Consider the following 16317-nt stretch of genomic DNA (forward strand, 5'->3'; position numbering starts at 1 on the left):
TCAGTTTTCTGGTATCAGGTTATTAAAACCTACTGTATTGCTTTTTCTATTATTTCCATAATATCTTTAATTTCTACACCGAGATATTCTGCAAGTTTTTGTAAAGATTCTTTGCCTTTTATAAATGTTTCTGCTGTTTTTCTTGTCCAATTAACCCCATCAACACCTTGTTTAATTTTACTAAAAAAACGCCTAAAGCGATTTTTAAAACTGCCTTTCTTTAATTCCTCGATATTTGTTTCGTCAACCGAATCCAATTCTTCTTGAAATTTTTCAGCCTCTTCAAAAAGTTCAGTTCCTTTTAATCCATTCTTAATAAAATCAAAAGCATCTTGAATATCTATGATATTTTGATTTGAAAATTTTATTGATTGTGTTTGTTCTTGTACTTGTTTTTGATCTTGGGTTTGATTTACATTAAGATTTATACTTAAAGGTTCTTTCTGTGAGATAAAAAACAAATTTTTAAATTTTGAGATATCTTCTTCCAAATATTTCACCTTATAATTAGCAAAATTCAAATCAGTTTTAAACTGTGAAATTTGAGAATTATATTTAATCTCTAAAAACTCTATCTCCTTAGTTAGTTCATTAATGATTATCTTATCCTTTAAAGATAAGTTTGCATTATGCACCAAGTTCACATATTCATTAATATAAGATCTAACATCTTCAATATCTACTTCTTTATCAATTGATATTTCCAATTCAATACCGTCAATAGTTTTCTTTGCATGAAACTCTATTATAATTCCCTTTGTATCTTTTACATATTCATCGAAATTTACCAAGTATTTGATAAATGCATTTTTTAAAAGATCATGAATTTTAATCTTATCCTTATAAATTTTCTTCTTATCTGAGTCATACAAATTAATTATTGACTTAGCAAGGTCAAGAGTTATATCTTCTTTCTTAAAAGAAGAGTGAGCGATTAAAGATATGATAACTCCTTCTAACTCACGGAGATTAGTTTTGATGTTATTTGCCAAAAACACTATAACATCTTCTGGCATTTCTACACCATCACGATACAATTTGTTTCTAATTATAGAAACTCGTGTTTCAAAATCTGGTTGATGTAGTTCAGCAGACAACCCCCATTTAAAATGCGAAAGTAATCTCTGTTCTATATCCTGCATATCCACAGGAGCTTTATCACTTGTTAGGATTACTTGTTTTTCATTTTGATGCAACTCATTAAGCACGTAAAAGAACACATCTTGAGTACCAGCCTTACCAGATAACAATTGAATATCATCAACGATTAGAACATCTATAATCTGATAAAAAAGAATAAAATCGTTTCTATTATTCTTTTTTACAGATTCAATATACTGTTGAGTAAATTTTTCTGCAGAAATATATAGCACTTTTTTTTCAGGAAAGTTATCCTTTATCCTTACGCCTATTGCGTGAACTAAATGTGTCTTTCCAAGGCCAAAATCCCCAAAAATCAACAAAGGATTAAAAGAGGTTTTTCCTGGTTTATTAGCTACAGCCATCCCAGCAGAACGAGCAAGTCGATTAGAATCTCCTTCTAAGAAATTTTCAAAATTATAATTAATATTTAACCGAGATTCTATTTTCACATTTCGTATTCCAGGAATAACGAATGGGTTTTTTAGCTCGGGATTTTTACTTTTAATAGGAACATCAACTTCTTGTGAGTTAACAGGGGTTCGATTTGTACTAGGTATTATTTCAGTAAATGACTTTTTATCACTAGAGTCATTTTCCATCCTTATAACATAAACAAGTTTTGCATCATCCCCTAACTCTTGAGCTATGCACACTTTAAGAAGGTGTACATAATGTTCTTCCAACCATTCGTAAAAAAATTTACTTGGAACCTGAATACTGAGAGCACTATTAGTAAGTTTTACAGCTTTGATTGGTTCAAACCAAGTTTTAAAAGCTTGTGGAGTAATATTTTCTTCAATAAAAGATAAACAATTATTCCAAACTAAATCTGCAGTTAAATTCATATCATGTTCTTTCTGGCTTTAACCATTTTGGCACTTGTACCGGCTTGAAGGCTCTCATTTTTTCTAATAACCTATCTATATCATCATCAACAAGAAGCAATTCATAGTTTTCCATTTTTAAAAACCCTCTTCGCACCATGTTTTCTAACAAAGCTAACAGATCATTATAAAACCCTGTGGTGTTTAAAAGTCCAATTGGTTTTTGATGCAAACCTAACTGAGACCATGTTATAATTTCAAACAATTCTTCTAATGTCCCGAATCCTCCAGGTAATGTAATAAAGCCATCGCTAAGCTCCTGCATTTTCATTTTTCGTTCATGCATATTGGCAGTAGTAATCAGCTCGTACAATCCTTGATGTACTACTTCTTTTCGTTTTAAAAATTCTGGAATCACTCCTATCACTTTCCCTTTTTGCTGCATTACTCCTTGAGCAACCTTGCCCATTATCCCAATTTTTGCAGCACCATAAACCAGAGTGATTTTTTGCTGGGCTAGTTTTTCTCCTAATAAAAATGCCTCGGCAATAACCCTGGTATCATTTCCTTCACTGCTTCCACAAAATACACAAATTGAATTCAGATTATTCATATCAACAGGTTTTTTAATTTAAACAAGCTCTTATCATACGTTCATTATTGTATAAATCCTTACGCACTTCTACAGATTTAAATCCTTTACTCTTGATCATATTTTTGGTTTCTACACCTAGGTACTGATTAATTTCAAAATACAAACCACCATTTTCTTTTAATTTTTCTTTAGCCAAATCTGTAATCTTTTTATAAAAGAGCAAAGGCTCATTATCAGAAACAAATAGTGCTTGTTGTGGCTCATTATCCAATACATTAGATCTCATTTCTTTCTTCTCTAATTCACGTACATAAGGCGGGTTAGAAACTATGATATCAAAATCTTGAAATAGTTCTTTGACCTCTAGAATATCTGCTTTAATAAATGTTATATCTGCTTGATTTTTCTTTGCATTGTCTCTTGCAACTTGTATAGCCTGTTCTGATATGTCTATTGCATACACTTTGGCTTCAGGTATTTTTTTTGCTAAAGAAATAGCTATACAACCACTTCCTGTGCCAATATCCAATATTGTTATTGATTGTTTATCCTTTTTTTGATCTTCTATAATCCAACCCACCAACTCTTCTGTTTCTGGTCTTGGAATTAGCACATTTTCATTGACCATAAATGGTATTCCGTAAAAATAAGTTTCTCCAATTATATATTGAATAGGTTCTTGTTTTTCGAGTCGTCTTCTGGCTTTATCAAAATTCGCTTTTTCATCAATGGTAAGTATTTTATCCAGATGCATAGCAACATCTACTCTTTTAAGCCCTAAAATCTCTTCAGAAAGTATATAAAAAAAAGATAGTATTTCTTCAGAATCATAGATTCTGGATAACGAATTTGTAAAATTAGCCCTAAGGTCTTTTATCTTCAATTTGAAGTTTATTTTAGATTATAAATCTTTTATCATCCATGCCTGACAACTATAGTGCCCGGTATCCCCAATCGGCTCTTCTAAAGGAATGAAGCCTACTTTTTTATATAATTTTCTGGCAGACTCCATATAAGGCATGGTTTCCAAATAACATTTGGCATATCCTTGTTCTTTTGCAAAATCAAGACATCTATTTATCATCTTATACCCAACTCCTTTGCCTCTTGCTTGTGGTAAGAAATACATTTTTTGCAACTCGCAAATATTACCAGCAACCTCTCCTTCTAATGGAGCAATACCAGCGCCACCAATAATTTTACCCTCTTCTTCGACCACATAATACTGCATTCTTGAATAGTCGTATGTTTCACACATACTATCTAAGGATTTATCTTCATAAGCAGTACCAACCTTAGGCACCCCCATTTCTATTAAAACTTCTCGTATTACCGAGGCAATTACTTTATTATCTTTTAGCTGTATTGCTCGTATTTTTATATCACTCATTATATTTAAAATACTATTTTTGTTGTATCACAAAAACGTGAACCAGAAGATTCTTCTGATCTTCGTTTGAATAAAAAATTAGCTTCTAAAAAGGTATTGAAATATACGTTAAATCTAACAAGGAATCAATGAATAAGTTTCTATTATTATCAACATTGCTTATAGGTATCACCAGCTGTTCTATTTCTAAAAAACCTAAATTTAAATACGTCAACAATATTGAGGTTAAAAATGTCAGTATGCGCAATATAACACTCAAAGCAGATGCTGTTTTCAATAATCCAAATAACATAAAAGGAAAAATTTCGATAGACAGCATACACATTTTTGTTGATAACATTGATGTCGGAGCGCTCTCTTCGCAAGAGTTCGATGTTCCTTCAAAAAATGAATTCGCCATTCCGCTAGAAGGAACTTTTTCACTTTCTAAAGTCTATAAAAAAAATAAAAACAGTATACTTGGCAGCGTACTAAAAGTAATCCAAAGTGATTCGCTTGATATACACTATAAAGGAGTAATTCGATATCATTTTGGAAATTTCTCTTATCCATACACAATTGACAAACAACAAAAGGTAAGACTAAAATAAAAGTGACAATACACAAAAAATATATAAAACGATGTATCCAGTTGGCCAAAAACGGACTAGGAACGACCTACCCAAATCCTTTGGTGGGTAGTGTAATTGTACATAACGACAGTATCATTGGTGAAGGATGGCATTATCAATCTGGAAAACCTCATGCCGAAGTAAATGCCATTGCTTCTGTAAAAAACCATTCCCTCTTAAAAGATGCTACAATCTATGTTAGCCTAGAACCCTGTAGCCATTTTGGAAAAACACCTCCTTGCAGTGATCTTATTATTGAAAAAGGAATAAGAAAGGTCGTTATTGGTACAATAGATACTTTTGCAAAAGTATCGGGCGCTGGAATTCAAAGGTTAATGAATGCTGGTTGTGATGTAACTGTTGGAGTTCTAGAAAATGAATGCTTAGCATTAAACAAAAGGTTTTTTACTTTTCACAATAAAAAAAGGCCATATATTATCCTAAAATGGGCAGAAACTATAGATGGTTATATTGCACCGGTTTCTACCAACAAAAGAGAGCCTGTCTGGATTACAAATACATATTCCAGGCAAATTGTACACAAATGGCGAGCAGAAGAACAAGCTATTTTAGTAGGAAGCCAAACTGTTATTAAAGACAACCCTAAACTTACTATCAGAGATTGGGCTGATCAACATCACCCTACTAGAGTTGTTATTAACAGATCAGGGAAAATTCCTAAAGATTCTGCCGTACTGGATCAATCAATAAAGACCATAGTGATTACTTCAGAAAAATTTAAAAAAGACAATAGCAATACTCTTATTTATGAAGTTGTCGATTCACAAGAGAATCTTACCAAAGAGATATGCAGCATTCTCTATAAACACAACATCCAATCAGTGATCATAGAAGGGGGTTCTTATACACTACAATCCTTTATTGATAAAAATCTCTGGGATGAGGCGAGGGTTTTTAAAGGAAATACTACTTTTGGAACCGGAATAAAAGCCCCCCTACATAAAGGAAATCTAATTTCTGAACAAAAAATCATGACAGACACCCTAAACATATATCAAAATGATTAAAACTATAATTTTTGATTTTGGAGATGTCTTTATCAATTTAGACAAGCCCGCAACAGAAAGAGAATTATACAATCTTAAAAATGAAAAGCTCACTACAGAAATACGAGAGCTTAATATTTTATATGAAGCAGGCAAGATTACTACGAAAGAGCTTATAGAAAACTTTCAGAAGTTTATCCCTGAAGCTTCAGAGAAGCAACTTACTAATGCATGGAATGCTCTTTTACAGGATTTCCCTAAACATCGCCTAGAATTCATTCAAAAACTAGCTTCAGAACAGCGCTATAAACTGATCTTACTTAGTAATAACAATGAATTACACATTAATTGGATCAAAAAACATATTAGCTTTTTCCCCGCTTTCAAATCATGCTTTGATGCTTTTTACCTCTCTCATGAAATCAATTTACGAAAGCCAGAACCTTATATTTTTGAATTTGTTCTAGAACAACATCAATTAAACCCAAGTGAAACCCTTTTTATTGATGACACAAAGGACAATACAGACACTGCCGCCGCACTGGGAATGCATACCTGGAACAACAACCCTGTAACCGAAGATGTTACAGATTTATTTACCATAAAATCTGATTTATTTTGATCTATTTAGTTTTAAGCGTCCTAGCGTCTACTCTGATTTTTATCATCTTTAAGTTGTTTTCTAAATACCAGGTAGATACACTACAGGCAATTGTTGTAAACTATGTTGTAGCTTCTATTTCGGGAGTCATAGCATACTCAGAACCAATAGATTTACCTTCTGTATCTGGAAAAGGGTGGTTTTATGGAGCAATGATCTTAGGTATAATATTCATATCTGTATTTAACCTAATGGCAATTACTACTCAAAGAAATGGTCTATCTGTAGCTGCAGTAGCGACCAAAATGAGCTTAGTGATCCCCATCATATTTGGAATTATAGTATACCAAGAGAGTACAGGTATAGTAAAAGTCATAGGTATCCTAATTGCACTTATAGCAGTTTACCTTACTTCTGTTAAAACCACCGGAGGAATCCCTTTAACAAAAAAGAATCTAATCTTTCCATTACTGGTTTTTATAGGAAGTGGGGTTATTGATACTAGCATTAAATTTTTAGAAACACATTATGTGGCCAAAAATGATATTCCTGTTTTTTCTGCTACTATTTTTGGATTTGCCGCAATTGTCGGAATTATTACATTAGCATTTAAAGCAATAACCGGAACATTAAAAATTGCGCTTAAAAATATTATTGCAGGGATTATATTAGGAGTTCCTAATTATTTTTCGATCTATTTCCTGATTCAGGCATTGCGCCATGATAGCATGGATAGCTCTACAGTATTCACCATTAATAACGTAGCCATCCTTTTGGTTTCAACTCTTGCAGGAATTCTTTTTTTTAAAGAGAAATTAATCCTTAAAAACTGGATAGGCATCATTCTGGCGATTATTAGCATTATTTTGGTTGCCTTTTCTATATAGCATACACCCATTGGAAATAAAAGACACATATAAAACAATTAATATCCCTGGAGAGGAAGCTCTTTTTAAAGATCGAAATAGCAAGTTTTTTGGATACACATTTCCTATTACTACAGAAGAGGAAGCCAAACATATTATTACTGACCTTAAAAAGAAGCATCACTCTGCCCGACATTGGTGTTATGCCTGGAAAATAGGAACAGAGCCCTCTAGATATCGTATCAACGATGATGGTGAACCTTCTAATTCTGCCGGCCAACCCATTTATGGCCAGATTCTATCTTTTGATGTTACTAATATATTAATTGTTGTTGTGCGTTATTTTGGAGGTGTAAAATTGGGAGTTGGTGGATTAATCAACGCTTATAGAACTGCAGCTCAATTAGCGCTTGAGACTTCAGAAATAGTTGAAAAAACAATTAATATTGATTTTGTAATTATTTTCGAGTACAAAGACATGAATAAAGTAATGAGAATTATTAAAGAATACAACCTAAACATTACTAAACAAGATCATGAATTGAATTGTAAAATTCATATTTCTGTAAGAAAAAAGTTTGTTGATAAAATAAAAGACGTTTTTTCCCCGTTGTATGATATAGAAATTAGAAAAACACAGGATTAATAGTTTTTTATTTTTTCAAGCAAGTAAGAGGGACATGGAATAGGTTTTCTTGTTTTACTATCAACAAAGACTAAAGTTGTAGATGCCGTTGTTAGCAATTCATTATCTTTATTAAAAATCTCAAAATCGAAAGTGATTTTTGCTGTAGGAATTTTCCTTAGCGAAGTTTTAACAATTAATTCATCGTCGAAGAAAGCAGATTTCTTAAATTTAAAGTCTAATGTAAACACGGGAAGCATAATACCATTTTCTTCCATTGATTTATATGAAACCCCTAATCGGGATAACCAATCAATTCGTGCCAATTCTAAATACTGCGCGTAGTTACCATGATATACTACACCCATCTGATCTGTTTCAGAGTATCGCACCTTTAGTAAAGTTTCTGAAGTGATAAACATATTTTAAAAATGAGGGGTTATTTAGTTAAATTAAAAGTAGTATTGCCAAATTATGCAAAAAAAATAATTAATATTCAACCCCTAAATCATTTTTTTTTTACATTTTTTGTTCACATATTTGTCATGCAAAAACAGTAAGGAGTTTTTCAGCAATTTCTTTTTAGTACCTTAACACAAAAAAAGTAAACCTGACCACAAGAATGAATGTAACCGCGCAATCAGTTTGGGATAGTTGTTTGTCTTTCATAGAAGACAATATCACACCCCAAGCTTTTAAAACTTGGTTTGAACCAATCAAAGCTGTAAAGCTTACAGATAGCGCTCTCAGTATTCAGGTCCCTAGTAAATTTTTTTATGAGTGGCTAGAAGAACATTACGTTAATCTACTCAAAGTATCTTTAACCCGAGAATTGGGAGAAAGTGCTAAGTTGGTTTACGTTATTAAAATGGAAAACACTTATGGCAATAAAAAGCCATTTACTGAAAAAATTCCAAGTTCTAACCGAACCCCTGTTAACTCACAAGAAGTTGACGTTCCTATTAAAAGTAAAAACCCCGAGCTAAAAAACCCATTCGTTATTCCTGGAATACGAAATGTAAAAATAGAATCTCAATTAAATCCAAGTTATAATTTTGAAAATTTCTTAGAAGGAGATTCTAACCGATTAGCTCGCTCTGCAGGTATGGCCGTAGCTAATAAGCCCGGAGGCACCTCTTTTAACCCTTTGCTTATTTTTGGAGGAGTTGGTTTAGGAAAAACACACCTTGCTCACGCAATTGGCGTAAACATAAAAGACAATTACCCAGAAAAAACAGTTTTATATATTTCTGCAGAAAAATTTACTCAACAGTATATTGAATCTGTAAAGAAGAATAACAGAAACGATTTTATTCATTTTTACCAGATTATTGATGTTTTAATTGTTGATGACATTCAACTATTATCTGGTAAAGCAGGAACTCAGGATGTATTCTTTCATATTTTCAACCATTTACATCAAAATGGGAAACAAGTAATCCTAACGAGTGATAAAGCTCCTGTAGACATGCAGGATATAGAACAACGATTACTATCTCGTTTTAAATGGGGGTTATCTGCAGAATTGCATCAACCCGATTTTGAAACCAGAATTTCGATCATTAAAAATAAATTATATCGTGATGGCGTAGAAATGCCTGAAGAAATAGTTGAGTTTCTAGCAAACAATATCAAAACTAATATCCGAGAATTAGAAGGTGCAATTATATCATTAATAGCTCACTCTTCTTTTAACAAAAAAGATATCACAATAGACCTTGCAAAAACCATAGTAGACAACTATGTTAAAAACACAAAACGCGAGGTATCTATCGATTATATCCAAAAGGTAGTAAGCGATTATTTCCAAATGGATGTAGAGACACTACAATCCAAAACACGAAAACGCCATATCGTGCAAGCAAGGCAATTAGCAATGTTCTTTGCCAAAAAATTAACTAAAGCCTCTTTAGCCAGTATAGGCACACAAATAGGAAAAAGAGATCACGCTACCGTTCTCCATGCTTGTAAAACAGTAGACAACCTATCATCTACAGACAAGCAATTTAGAAAATACGTAGAAGATTTAGGAAAGAAGCTTACATTATAATTTTACACTTTTAAAGAGCAAATCAAAATTAATACCACAGCTAAGCTGCAGTATTAGTAAGAAAAAGCACACACTACTTTAAAACAGCAAAACAAACCACATGAAAGCTAAAATTCTAATGGTATGCTTAGGCAATATATGCAGATCTCCCTTAGCAGAAGGCATCTTAAAATCTAAACTAAACCCTAGTCATTACAATGTAGCGTCCTGCGGTACAAGCAGCTATCACATTAACAGCAAGCCTGATCAACGTTCTATTGATATCGCCAGACAACACGGTATTGACATCACAGACCAAAGAGCTGCTCAATTTAAGGTTAGCGACTTTACAACTTACGATCACATATACACCATGGATAGCTCTAATTATGAAAATATAATTGATCTAGCCAGTAATGATCATGAAAAAAACAAAGTAAAACACATCTTAAACGAATTACACCCTAACAGTAATCTTGATGTCCCTGATCCATATTATGGAGGAGAACAAGGTTTTGAAGATGTATTTCAAATGCTCAATAAAGCATGCGACAACATTGCTTTAAAACTTAAAGAATCTGATTAGTCTTTCGCTTAACAACAACTAACAACAATGTTAATATCAACATCATTTTCCCTTATCAAATACTATCATTGCAAATAATAGCGTTACAATAGATAACAATAAAAAAAATAATACTATTTTAGTATATACCCTATCAAGGATATACACGTTCTTAAACCTTAAGGGTTAATTTATTAGATAACATACATACGTTTTGACACACTAAAACACATTCATTACAAATAATAATATCAACAAAAAGATCTTTAAAAAACCCGTTATAAAAAGCCTATGGAATTTAAACCCCTAGATCCCAAAGGAAAATTATACCTAATCCCAACACGATTAGGAGATGATGTCCCTTTAGAAGTACTTCCTATATCTATTAAAAAGGTATTAGAGCAAGTAAATCACTATATTGTAGAAAATGAAAAACCCGCAAGACGATTTATAAAAAAGGTTAGCCCCAGCAAGTCACAACGCTCTATTGTCATACACACCGTTAACAAATACACAGATATTTCTGAAATACCAAGCTACCTTACACCTTGCCTTAATGGAGAATCTATCGGCTTATTATCAGATGCCGGATGCCCTGGAATTGCTGACCCAGGAGCAGAAGTTGTTAAAATAGCTCACGAAAAAGGCATACCAGTAACACCACTTGTCGGGCCGTCATCGATTCTACTAGCTATGATGAGTAGCGGAATGAATGGTCAAAATTTCACCTTTAACGGCTATCTTCCTATTGATAAAAACGAAAGAAAATCAACCATTAAACATCTAGAAAAGATCTCTTTAGAAAAGAATCAATCACAGATCTTTATCGAAACACCTTATCGCAATGATAAAATGTTTTCTGACCTCAAAACTATACTAAATGCCAATACTCGATTATGCATTGCATGTGACATCACATTAACCACCGAGTTTATAGCTACCAAAACAGTTGAAGAATGGAAAAAAGAAGAGATAGATCTTCATAAAAGACCTACAATATACATCATACAAAGAGACTAAGCCTAAGAGAAAAACTAGATTGCTTTTGCTCTTCTATTAGAAACAACAAAAGAAGTATCATATCCTCCAAATCGTTTCATATAATAACGAATTGTTGTACCAAAAGCATCTGCAAATCCTTCTACTCCTCCACTACGTAAATATTTTTTTACAGCGCCCGGTCCAGACAAGTGAGCAGCAGCCAGAATCCCTGACTCTGTTACCTCTACTCCATTCATCCTTCTACCAACAAACCATTTTATATCCCTACGTAGAACCCACTTATTCCTGGATAAATTTGCATAAAACGCTTTTTCCTGAAGAGCTGGGTTGTTAAGAAATTTATTTCTTTTTACATTTTTAATCCCTATTAGAGCAAGTGTTCCTTTACCAAATTGATATTTCCCCAAATAACCAAATTGATTAACTACACCATAATCTCCTCTAGACTCCTTAAAAGCAACAGCTTCTTTAAACCCAATATAAGATTTTCCAAGCTCAGGAGAGATAAATGTATTATCGTCTTCTATTTCATTAAAATTTGGTGCAATGTAATACAGATCTAAACCCGCTGTACTATAAGAACTAAGATCTACGTTCTCTTTTGTTCTAAAACTTAGCAAAAGTATTCCCCCAGTTGTAAGTAATATAGATAATCCTATTATCCTCTTTATCATATAAAAAATTTCTAAGTAGTCACCATAAATGACGTCCCCCACTACTTAAATTTTTGCCGTGCAAATATACAGCTTTTTCAAAAACTATCAAGAGTCAAATGTTAAAATAATTATAATGCTGAAAAACAGTGTTTTACAATAAAAAACAAGGTTAAAAACGGTTAAAACACCTATAAAAAACCTTAAAAATGACACTTAAACGTCAAACATAGCATTTTAATCGGAAAAAACTAAACTACTACACTTGTCAGTAATTCACAAAAAAATACATAATTTTGTTAATAAGTTCGTGTTATTTTTTATTCAAAAAGAAGAAATTGCTGTTTTTTTCCTACAAAAAGACTGATCGATAATCATCGTTTTACGCCCTGCTTATTAATCCAATCAACATACTGTTTTTTATTACGATTATGCTGATTGATCGTTTTGGCAAACTTATGATATCCGAAGTTTTCTACATTAGCTACAAAAAAGTAATACTCATGTTTTTCATAGTTAAGAACTGCATCAATTGATGAAATATCAGGCATTGCTATTGGCCCTGGAGGTAACGAAGCGTATTTATAAGTATTATAAGGACTATCTAGCTCTAAATCTTTATATAAAACACGTTTTATAATTGCATCCCAATCATCACGATGTTTTTTAATTGCATAGATCACGGTCGGATCTGCATCTAATTTCCAATTATTATTATACCTATTCATATATACTCCTGCTACTCTTGGGCGTTCATCTACTTTTGCAGTTTCTTTTTGCACAATAGAAGCAATGGTAATAACCTGATTTGGAGTTAACCCAACTTTCTTTGCTTTTGACACACGGGATTCGTTCCAAAATCGACTATACTCTTTTAACATTCTTTTTCTAAACTGTTCTGCAGAAGTATTCCAGAAGAATTCGTACTTATTAGGAATATACATTGCTAAAGCAGTCTCTAAAGAAAAACCATTTGCTTTTAAAAAAGATTCCTCTTTAAACACTTTTAGCAAAGAAACACTATCGGATTCGATTTGCGAAGCAATCCTACCTGCAAGGTTCTCCAGTCTTTCTTGATTATTAAAACTAATATGTATAGGTGAGTTCTTACTACGTAAAACATTTATAATCTCATTATTATTAAGACCTTTGCGCAAAATATATCGCCCTGCTTTAATTTTATCAATATACCCCTTCCTTCTTGCAACCCTATCAAAACTATAAATATCAGTAACCGCTGGGCTTATTGTTTCAATAAGTTCTGTATAGGTAGCTCCCGTAGGGATATATATAGTTGTTGTTTCGGTTTCAAAACTCGTATTAGGAGAAAAAACCGCTTGATAGACATAATATGCAAAAATTCCTCCTGCAATTAAACCTAATAATGCAATAGCTAATAGTATTTTTTTAATGTACATATACTAATTGATATAAAAATTCGTCTTTATAAATATCTTTTACGAGATTCCACTCTTTCTTTACTCCTACTTTATTAAACCCTTTATTTTCAAACAATTTAATACTAGTTACATTATCTTCAGAGATATTTGCATATAATTGGTGTAAATGCAAGTGAGCAAAACTATAATTCACAATAAGCTCTAAAGCTTCTGCTCCATAGCCCTTGCCTCTATTTTCTTTTTCTGCTATCAAAATACCTACTCCCGCTCTATTGTGGGTAGGATTGAAGTCAAACAAATCTATTAAACCTAGTGTCGCATGATCATTAGAGCAAATAACCAACCGTAATTGTTTTACCTCATAAATATCTTTATGAGAATTTTCTAAATACTCTTTAATCAAAAATCGAGAGTACGGAGTCTGGGTAGAGCTCATTTCCCATATCTGTTCATCATTTTCTACAATATAAACAAAATCAAGATCTTCAGGTTCAAGAGCTCGCAAATAAATATTTTCTCCTTTTAATGTTACCATGTGATCTCTCCTTTAAAAACCTGTTTTGCAGGCCCTATCAAAAAGATATTTTCGTATCCATTCCCATTTTTCTGAAAGGTAACTTTTAGCTGTCCTCCTTGGGTATGAATATCAATTTCCTGATCATTTGTTATTTTAGTTGCATGCATAGAAAGAGCCACTGCAGTAACTCCTGTACCACAAGATAAGGTTTCATTTTCTACCCCTCTTTCATAAGTACGTACAGCAAATGCATTTCCGTTTTTCTTTTCTACAAAATTAACATTACACCCTGCTTCAAAATAAGGAGCTCCGTTTCTTATTGTTCTACCAATATTTTCTACATCGTAATTGGTTAAATCTTCAACCATTGCAACATGGTGAGGAGAACCTGTATCCAAAAACAAATGCGTATCATATTTTTCAATCTCAGATACATCCTGCATTTGCAAATACACTAATCCATCTTTAATTTCTGCCTTATGTTTACCATCAATTGCAGTAAACGTTGCTTTATCCTGTACAACTCCCAAAAAAGCTGCAAAAGCAACTAAGCATCTCCCTCCATTCCCGCACATAGAACTTTCGTTACCATCTGCATTAAAATAAACCATCGTGAAGTCATCCTCTTTATCCTGAGGAAGTTCTAGCAACATTAAACCATCTGCTCCAACACCAAATTTTCTGTCACAAAGTCTAGCAAATAATTTGGTATCATTTTTGGAGAGTATAGCATCTCTATTATCAATGATTACAAAATCATTCCCAGTACCTTGGTATTTATAAAATGTAAGGGTCATTATTCTTTCGATTATGAGAGCAAAGGTACAAAGAATGTTATCAAAAAACTGTTGTTAATTGTGAGTTAAATTTCATAAAAAAAGTATACTATAATTGTAATTTTAAGAGTTAATACAAGTCTATTAGATTAGTATTACATAAATCAAACAAAAAAAGAGAAGAAAATGAAAAGATTTTTGAGTTTATTGGTTGTAGCTATCCTAGCAGGTATATTTACTTTAGGTGCATATAAAATGTTTTTAGAACCTGAAGCTATCGTTGTTAAAGAAAGTGAAGCCAAACCAAATCTAACTCCTGTAAATTACCCCCTAACCAATACTAATGCATCTGTTTCTGGTATTGATTTCACTATCGCTGCAGAAAAAACAGTAAATGCAGTAGTTCATGTTAAGCAATATGGAATTTCGCGTACACCAAGAAATTTAATGGAGTTTTTTAGAAATGGTGGAGCGCAAGAAAGAAGAATTCAAGGTGCTGGATCTGGAGTTATTATTACCGAGGATGGATATATTGTAACCAATAACCATGTAATTGACGGAGCTACTGATTTAGAAATTACATTAAATAATAATAAATCGTATAAAGCCAAAGTAGTTGGTACCGCTCCGCAGTCTGACATAGCACTTATTAAGATTGATGCAGAAGAAAAGTTATCATATATCCCATTTGGTGATTCTAATTCGGCTAAAATTGGAGAATGGGTACTTGCCGTAGGTAATCCGTTTAACCTTACTTCTACAGTTACTGCAGGTATTATAAGTGCCAAATCAAGAGATCTTGATGAATCTGATGATAAAATTCAGTCTTTTATACAAACCGATGCCGCAATTAACCCTGGTAATAGTGGTGGTGCATTAGTTAATGTGAGAGGGGAATTGATAGGCATAAACACTGCAATAACCTCGCAAACCGGAAGCTATGTGGGATATGCTTTTGCAGTACCATCCAATAATGCCAAGAAAATTATAGATGATATCATTGAATTTGGAGGCGTACAACGTGGGATATTAGGCATACAAGGAGGGACTATAAACCCAAAAGTTATGGAAGAGTATGACATTTCGGTTTCTCAGGGCGTATTTGTAGCCTCGGTCGCAGATGATAGTGGCGCTAAAAAAGCTGGTCTTCTTGAAGGTGATGTTATAAAAGAAATAGATGGGCTACCTATAAATAAATTTTCTGATTTAACAGGATATGTAAATAGTAAGAGACCTAAAGATGTAATCAATGTTAAAGTCTTAAGAAAGAGAAAAGAAATAACTCTACCCGTTACCTTATCAAAATACGAAATTCAAAAGTACAATATAGATGATGTTGGTGTAGAAGTTAGGAACCCTCCTAAAGGATATTTAGACAACTTCAAACTTGATCATGGAGTCGTAATTAGCAAAGCACTAAGTTCGAGAATGAAAAGATACAAACTAGAAGGGTTGATTATTAGCGAAATAGACGGGAAAAAGGTAAGAGATGTTCTTGAGGTAAAAGAAATAATAGAACGTAAATACAAAGACGAAGATATCACTATTAGTCTGGTAGATCGAAGTGGTCAGAAAAGAGAATTTGTATTTCAATAAGCATCACAAAACATAAATACAATAGCACCTCCCATTACTTTTATAAAGTAATGGGATTTTTTTTCATAAAAGGTTTCACGAAAACGTTTGAAATATATACTTTTGCACGAAATTTCA

18 protein-coding genes are annotated in these 16317 nt (G+C 32.7%); 9 read left to right on the plus strand and 9 right to left on the minus strand.

Annotated elements, in window-relative coordinates; all coding sequences use genetic code 11:
* Window positions 1–29: 29 nt before the first annotated feature.
* The 4 genes from dnaA (Z054_RS32840) to Z054_RS0113050 are packed head-to-tail and all read right to left on the minus strand — an operon-like array spanning window position 30 to window position 3952.
* Window positions 30–1988, minus strand: coding sequence for a chromosomal replication initiator protein DnaA (dnaA, locus tag Z054_RS32840; RefSeq protein WP_024770507.1), 1959 nt, complete (start codon window positions 1986–1988; stop codon window positions 30–32).
* 1 nt (window position 1989) lies between these two features.
* Window positions 1990–2580 (minus strand): LOG family protein, encoded by a 591-nt coding sequence (locus Z054_RS0113040; RefSeq protein ID WP_024770508.1) that lies wholly within the window; start codon window positions 2578–2580, stop codon window positions 1990–1992.
* Between the two features lie 13 nt (window positions 2581–2593).
* Entirely contained in the window at window positions 2594–3445 is an 852-nt protein-coding gene (gene prmC, locus Z054_RS0113045; RefSeq protein ID WP_024770509.1) for a peptide chain release factor N(5)-glutamine methyltransferase, read from the minus strand.
* Window positions 3446–3463: 18 nt separating this feature from the next.
* The gene (locus Z054_RS0113050; protein ID WP_024770510.1) at window positions 3464–3952 is read right to left on the minus strand and encodes a GNAT family N-acetyltransferase; all 489 of its coding nucleotides are present in this window, start codon (window positions 3950–3952) and stop codon (window positions 3464–3466) included.
* Between the two features lie 239 nt (window positions 3953–4191).
* Between Z054_RS0113050 and Z054_RS0113055 the strand changes: the two genes are divergently transcribed.
* The 5 genes from Z054_RS0113055 to Z054_RS0113075 are packed head-to-tail and all read left to right on the plus strand — an operon-like array spanning window position 4192 to window position 7683.
* Complete coding sequence (locus Z054_RS0113055; protein WP_152538541.1) at window positions 4192–4542, plus strand: hypothetical protein; 351 nt, start codon at window positions 4192–4194, stop codon at window positions 4540–4542.
* Window positions 4543–4544: 2 nt separating this feature from the next.
* Window positions 4545–5591 (plus strand): bifunctional diaminohydroxyphosphoribosylaminopyrimidine deaminase/5-amino-6-(5-phosphoribosylamino)uracil reductase RibD, encoded by a 1047-nt coding sequence (ribD, locus tag Z054_RS0113060; RefSeq protein ID WP_024770512.1) that lies wholly within the window; start codon window positions 4545–4547, stop codon window positions 5589–5591.
* The gene (locus Z054_RS0113065) at window positions 5584–6192 is read left to right on the plus strand and encodes an HAD family hydrolase (protein ID WP_024770513.1); all 609 of its coding nucleotides are present in this window, start codon (window positions 5584–5586) and stop codon (window positions 6190–6192) included. Before ribD ends, Z054_RS0113065 begins: the two co-directional genes overlap by 8 nt.
* Window positions 6189–7058: an EamA family transporter gene (locus Z054_RS0113070; RefSeq protein WP_024770514.1), complete on the plus strand. Its 870-nt coding sequence runs from the start codon at window positions 6189–6191 to the stop codon at window positions 7056–7058. The genes Z054_RS0113065 and Z054_RS0113070 overlap by 4 nt, the downstream gene beginning before the upstream one ends.
* Before the next feature lie 10 nt (window positions 7059–7068).
* On the plus strand, window positions 7069–7683 hold the full coding sequence (locus Z054_RS0113075) for an IMPACT family protein (protein ID WP_024770515.1): 615 nt from the start codon (window positions 7069–7071) through the stop codon (window positions 7681–7683).
* Here Z054_RS0113075 and Z054_RS0113080 read toward each other — a convergent pair.
* A complete protein-coding gene (locus tag Z054_RS0113080; RefSeq protein WP_024770516.1) occupies window positions 7680–8084 on the minus strand; it encodes an acyl-CoA thioesterase in 405 nt (134 codons plus the stop codon). The genes Z054_RS0113075 and Z054_RS0113080 overlap by 4 nt on opposite strands.
* Before the next feature lie 200 nt (window positions 8085–8284).
* Here Z054_RS0113080 and dnaA (Z054_RS0113085) point away from each other — a divergent pair, with 200 nt between their 5' ends.
* From dnaA (Z054_RS0113085) to Z054_RS0113095, 3 genes are all read left to right on the plus strand, one after another.
* Window positions 8285–9712, plus strand: coding sequence for a chromosomal replication initiator protein DnaA (gene dnaA, locus Z054_RS0113085; protein ID WP_024770517.1), 1428 nt, complete (start codon window positions 8285–8287; stop codon window positions 9710–9712).
* Between the two features lie 100 nt (window positions 9713–9812).
* Window positions 9813–10277 (plus strand): low molecular weight protein-tyrosine-phosphatase, encoded by a 465-nt coding sequence (locus tag Z054_RS0113090; protein ID WP_024770518.1) that lies wholly within the window; start codon window positions 9813–9815, stop codon window positions 10275–10277.
* 270 nt (window positions 10278–10547) lie between these two features.
* Window positions 10548–11276, plus strand: a complete 729-nt coding sequence (locus tag Z054_RS0113095) for an SAM-dependent methyltransferase (RefSeq protein ID WP_024770519.1) — start codon at window positions 10548–10550, stop codon at window positions 11274–11276.
* A gap of 14 nt (window positions 11277–11290) precedes the next feature.
* Here Z054_RS0113095 and Z054_RS0113100 read toward each other — a convergent pair whose 3' ends face one another.
* The 4 genes from Z054_RS0113100 to dapF form a co-directional block, all read right to left on the minus strand.
* Window positions 11291–11932, minus strand: coding sequence for a hypothetical protein (locus Z054_RS0113100; protein WP_024770520.1), 642 nt, complete (start codon window positions 11930–11932; stop codon window positions 11291–11293).
* A gap of 353 nt (window positions 11933–12285) precedes the next feature.
* Window positions 12286–13329 (minus strand): endolytic transglycosylase MltG, encoded by a 1044-nt coding sequence (gene mltG, locus Z054_RS0113105; protein ID WP_024770521.1) that lies wholly within the window; start codon window positions 13327–13329, stop codon window positions 12286–12288.
* Complete coding sequence (locus tag Z054_RS0113110) at window positions 13319–13846, minus strand: GNAT family N-acetyltransferase (protein ID WP_024770522.1); 528 nt, start codon at window positions 13844–13846, stop codon at window positions 13319–13321. Before Z054_RS0113110 ends, mltG begins: the two co-directional genes overlap by 11 nt.
* Window positions 13840–14625 (minus strand): diaminopimelate epimerase, encoded by a 786-nt coding sequence (dapF, locus tag Z054_RS0113115; RefSeq protein ID WP_024770523.1) that lies wholly within the window; start codon window positions 14623–14625, stop codon window positions 13840–13842. The genes Z054_RS0113110 and dapF overlap by 7 nt, the downstream gene beginning before the upstream one ends.
* Window positions 14626–14790: 165 nt before the next feature.
* Here dapF and Z054_RS0113120 point away from each other — a divergent pair, with 165 nt between their 5' ends.
* Complete coding sequence (locus Z054_RS0113120; RefSeq protein WP_024770524.1) at window positions 14791–16200, plus strand: trypsin-like peptidase domain-containing protein; 1410 nt, start codon at window positions 14791–14793, stop codon at window positions 16198–16200.
* Window positions 16201–16317: the final 117 nt, after the last annotated feature.

Source organism: Aquimarina macrocephali JAMB N27, from assembly GCF_000520995.1.
Classification (GTDB): domain Bacteria; phylum Bacteroidota; class Bacteroidia; order Flavobacteriales; family Flavobacteriaceae; genus Aquimarina; species Aquimarina macrocephali.

Coding starts and splice junctions, on each gene's coding strand:
- dnaA (WP_024770507.1), bottom strand. CDS start 1,988: ATGAATTTAACTGCAGATTTAGTTTGGAATAATTGTTTATCTTTTATT.
- Z054_RS0113040 (WP_024770508.1), bottom strand. CDS start 2,580: ATGAATAATCTGAATTCAATTTGTGTATTTTGTGGAAGCAGTGAAGGA.
- Z054_RS0113050 (WP_024770510.1), bottom strand. CDS start 3,952: ATGAGTGATATAAAAATACGAGCAATACAGCTAAAAGATAATAAAGTA.
- Z054_RS0113055 (WP_152538541.1), top strand. CDS start 4,192: ATGCGCAATATAACACTCAAAGCAGATGCTGTTTTCAATAATCCAAAT.
- Z054_RS0113065 (WP_024770513.1), top strand. CDS start 5,584: ATGATTAAAACTATAATTTTTGATTTTGGAGATGTCTTTATCAATTTA.
- Z054_RS0113080 (WP_024770516.1), bottom strand. CDS start 8,084: ATGTTTATCACTTCAGAAACTTTACTAAAGGTGCGATACTCTGAAACA.
- dnaA (WP_024770517.1), top strand. CDS start 8,285: ATGAATGTAACCGCGCAATCAGTTTGGGATAGTTGTTTGTCTTTCATA.
- Z054_RS0113090 (WP_024770518.1), top strand. CDS start 9,813: ATGAAAGCTAAAATTCTAATGGTATGCTTAGGCAATATATGCAGATCT.
- Z054_RS0113095 (WP_024770519.1), top strand. CDS start 10,548: ATGGAATTTAAACCCCTAGATCCCAAAGGAAAATTATACCTAATCCCA.
- Z054_RS0113100 (WP_024770520.1), bottom strand. CDS start 11,932: ATGATAAAGAGGATAATAGGATTATCTATATTACTTACAACTGGGGGA.
- mltG (WP_024770521.1), bottom strand. CDS start 13,329: ATGTACATTAAAAAAATACTATTAGCTATTGCATTATTAGGTTTAATT.
- Z054_RS0113110 (WP_024770522.1), bottom strand. CDS start 13,846: ATGGTAACATTAAAAGGAGAAAATATTTATTTGCGAGCTCTTGAACCT.
- dapF (WP_024770523.1), bottom strand. CDS start 14,625: ATGACCCTTACATTTTATAAATACCAAGGTACTGGGAATGATTTTGTA.
- Z054_RS0113120 (WP_024770524.1), top strand. CDS start 14,791: ATGAAAAGATTTTTGAGTTTATTGGTTGTAGCTATCCTAGCAGGTATA.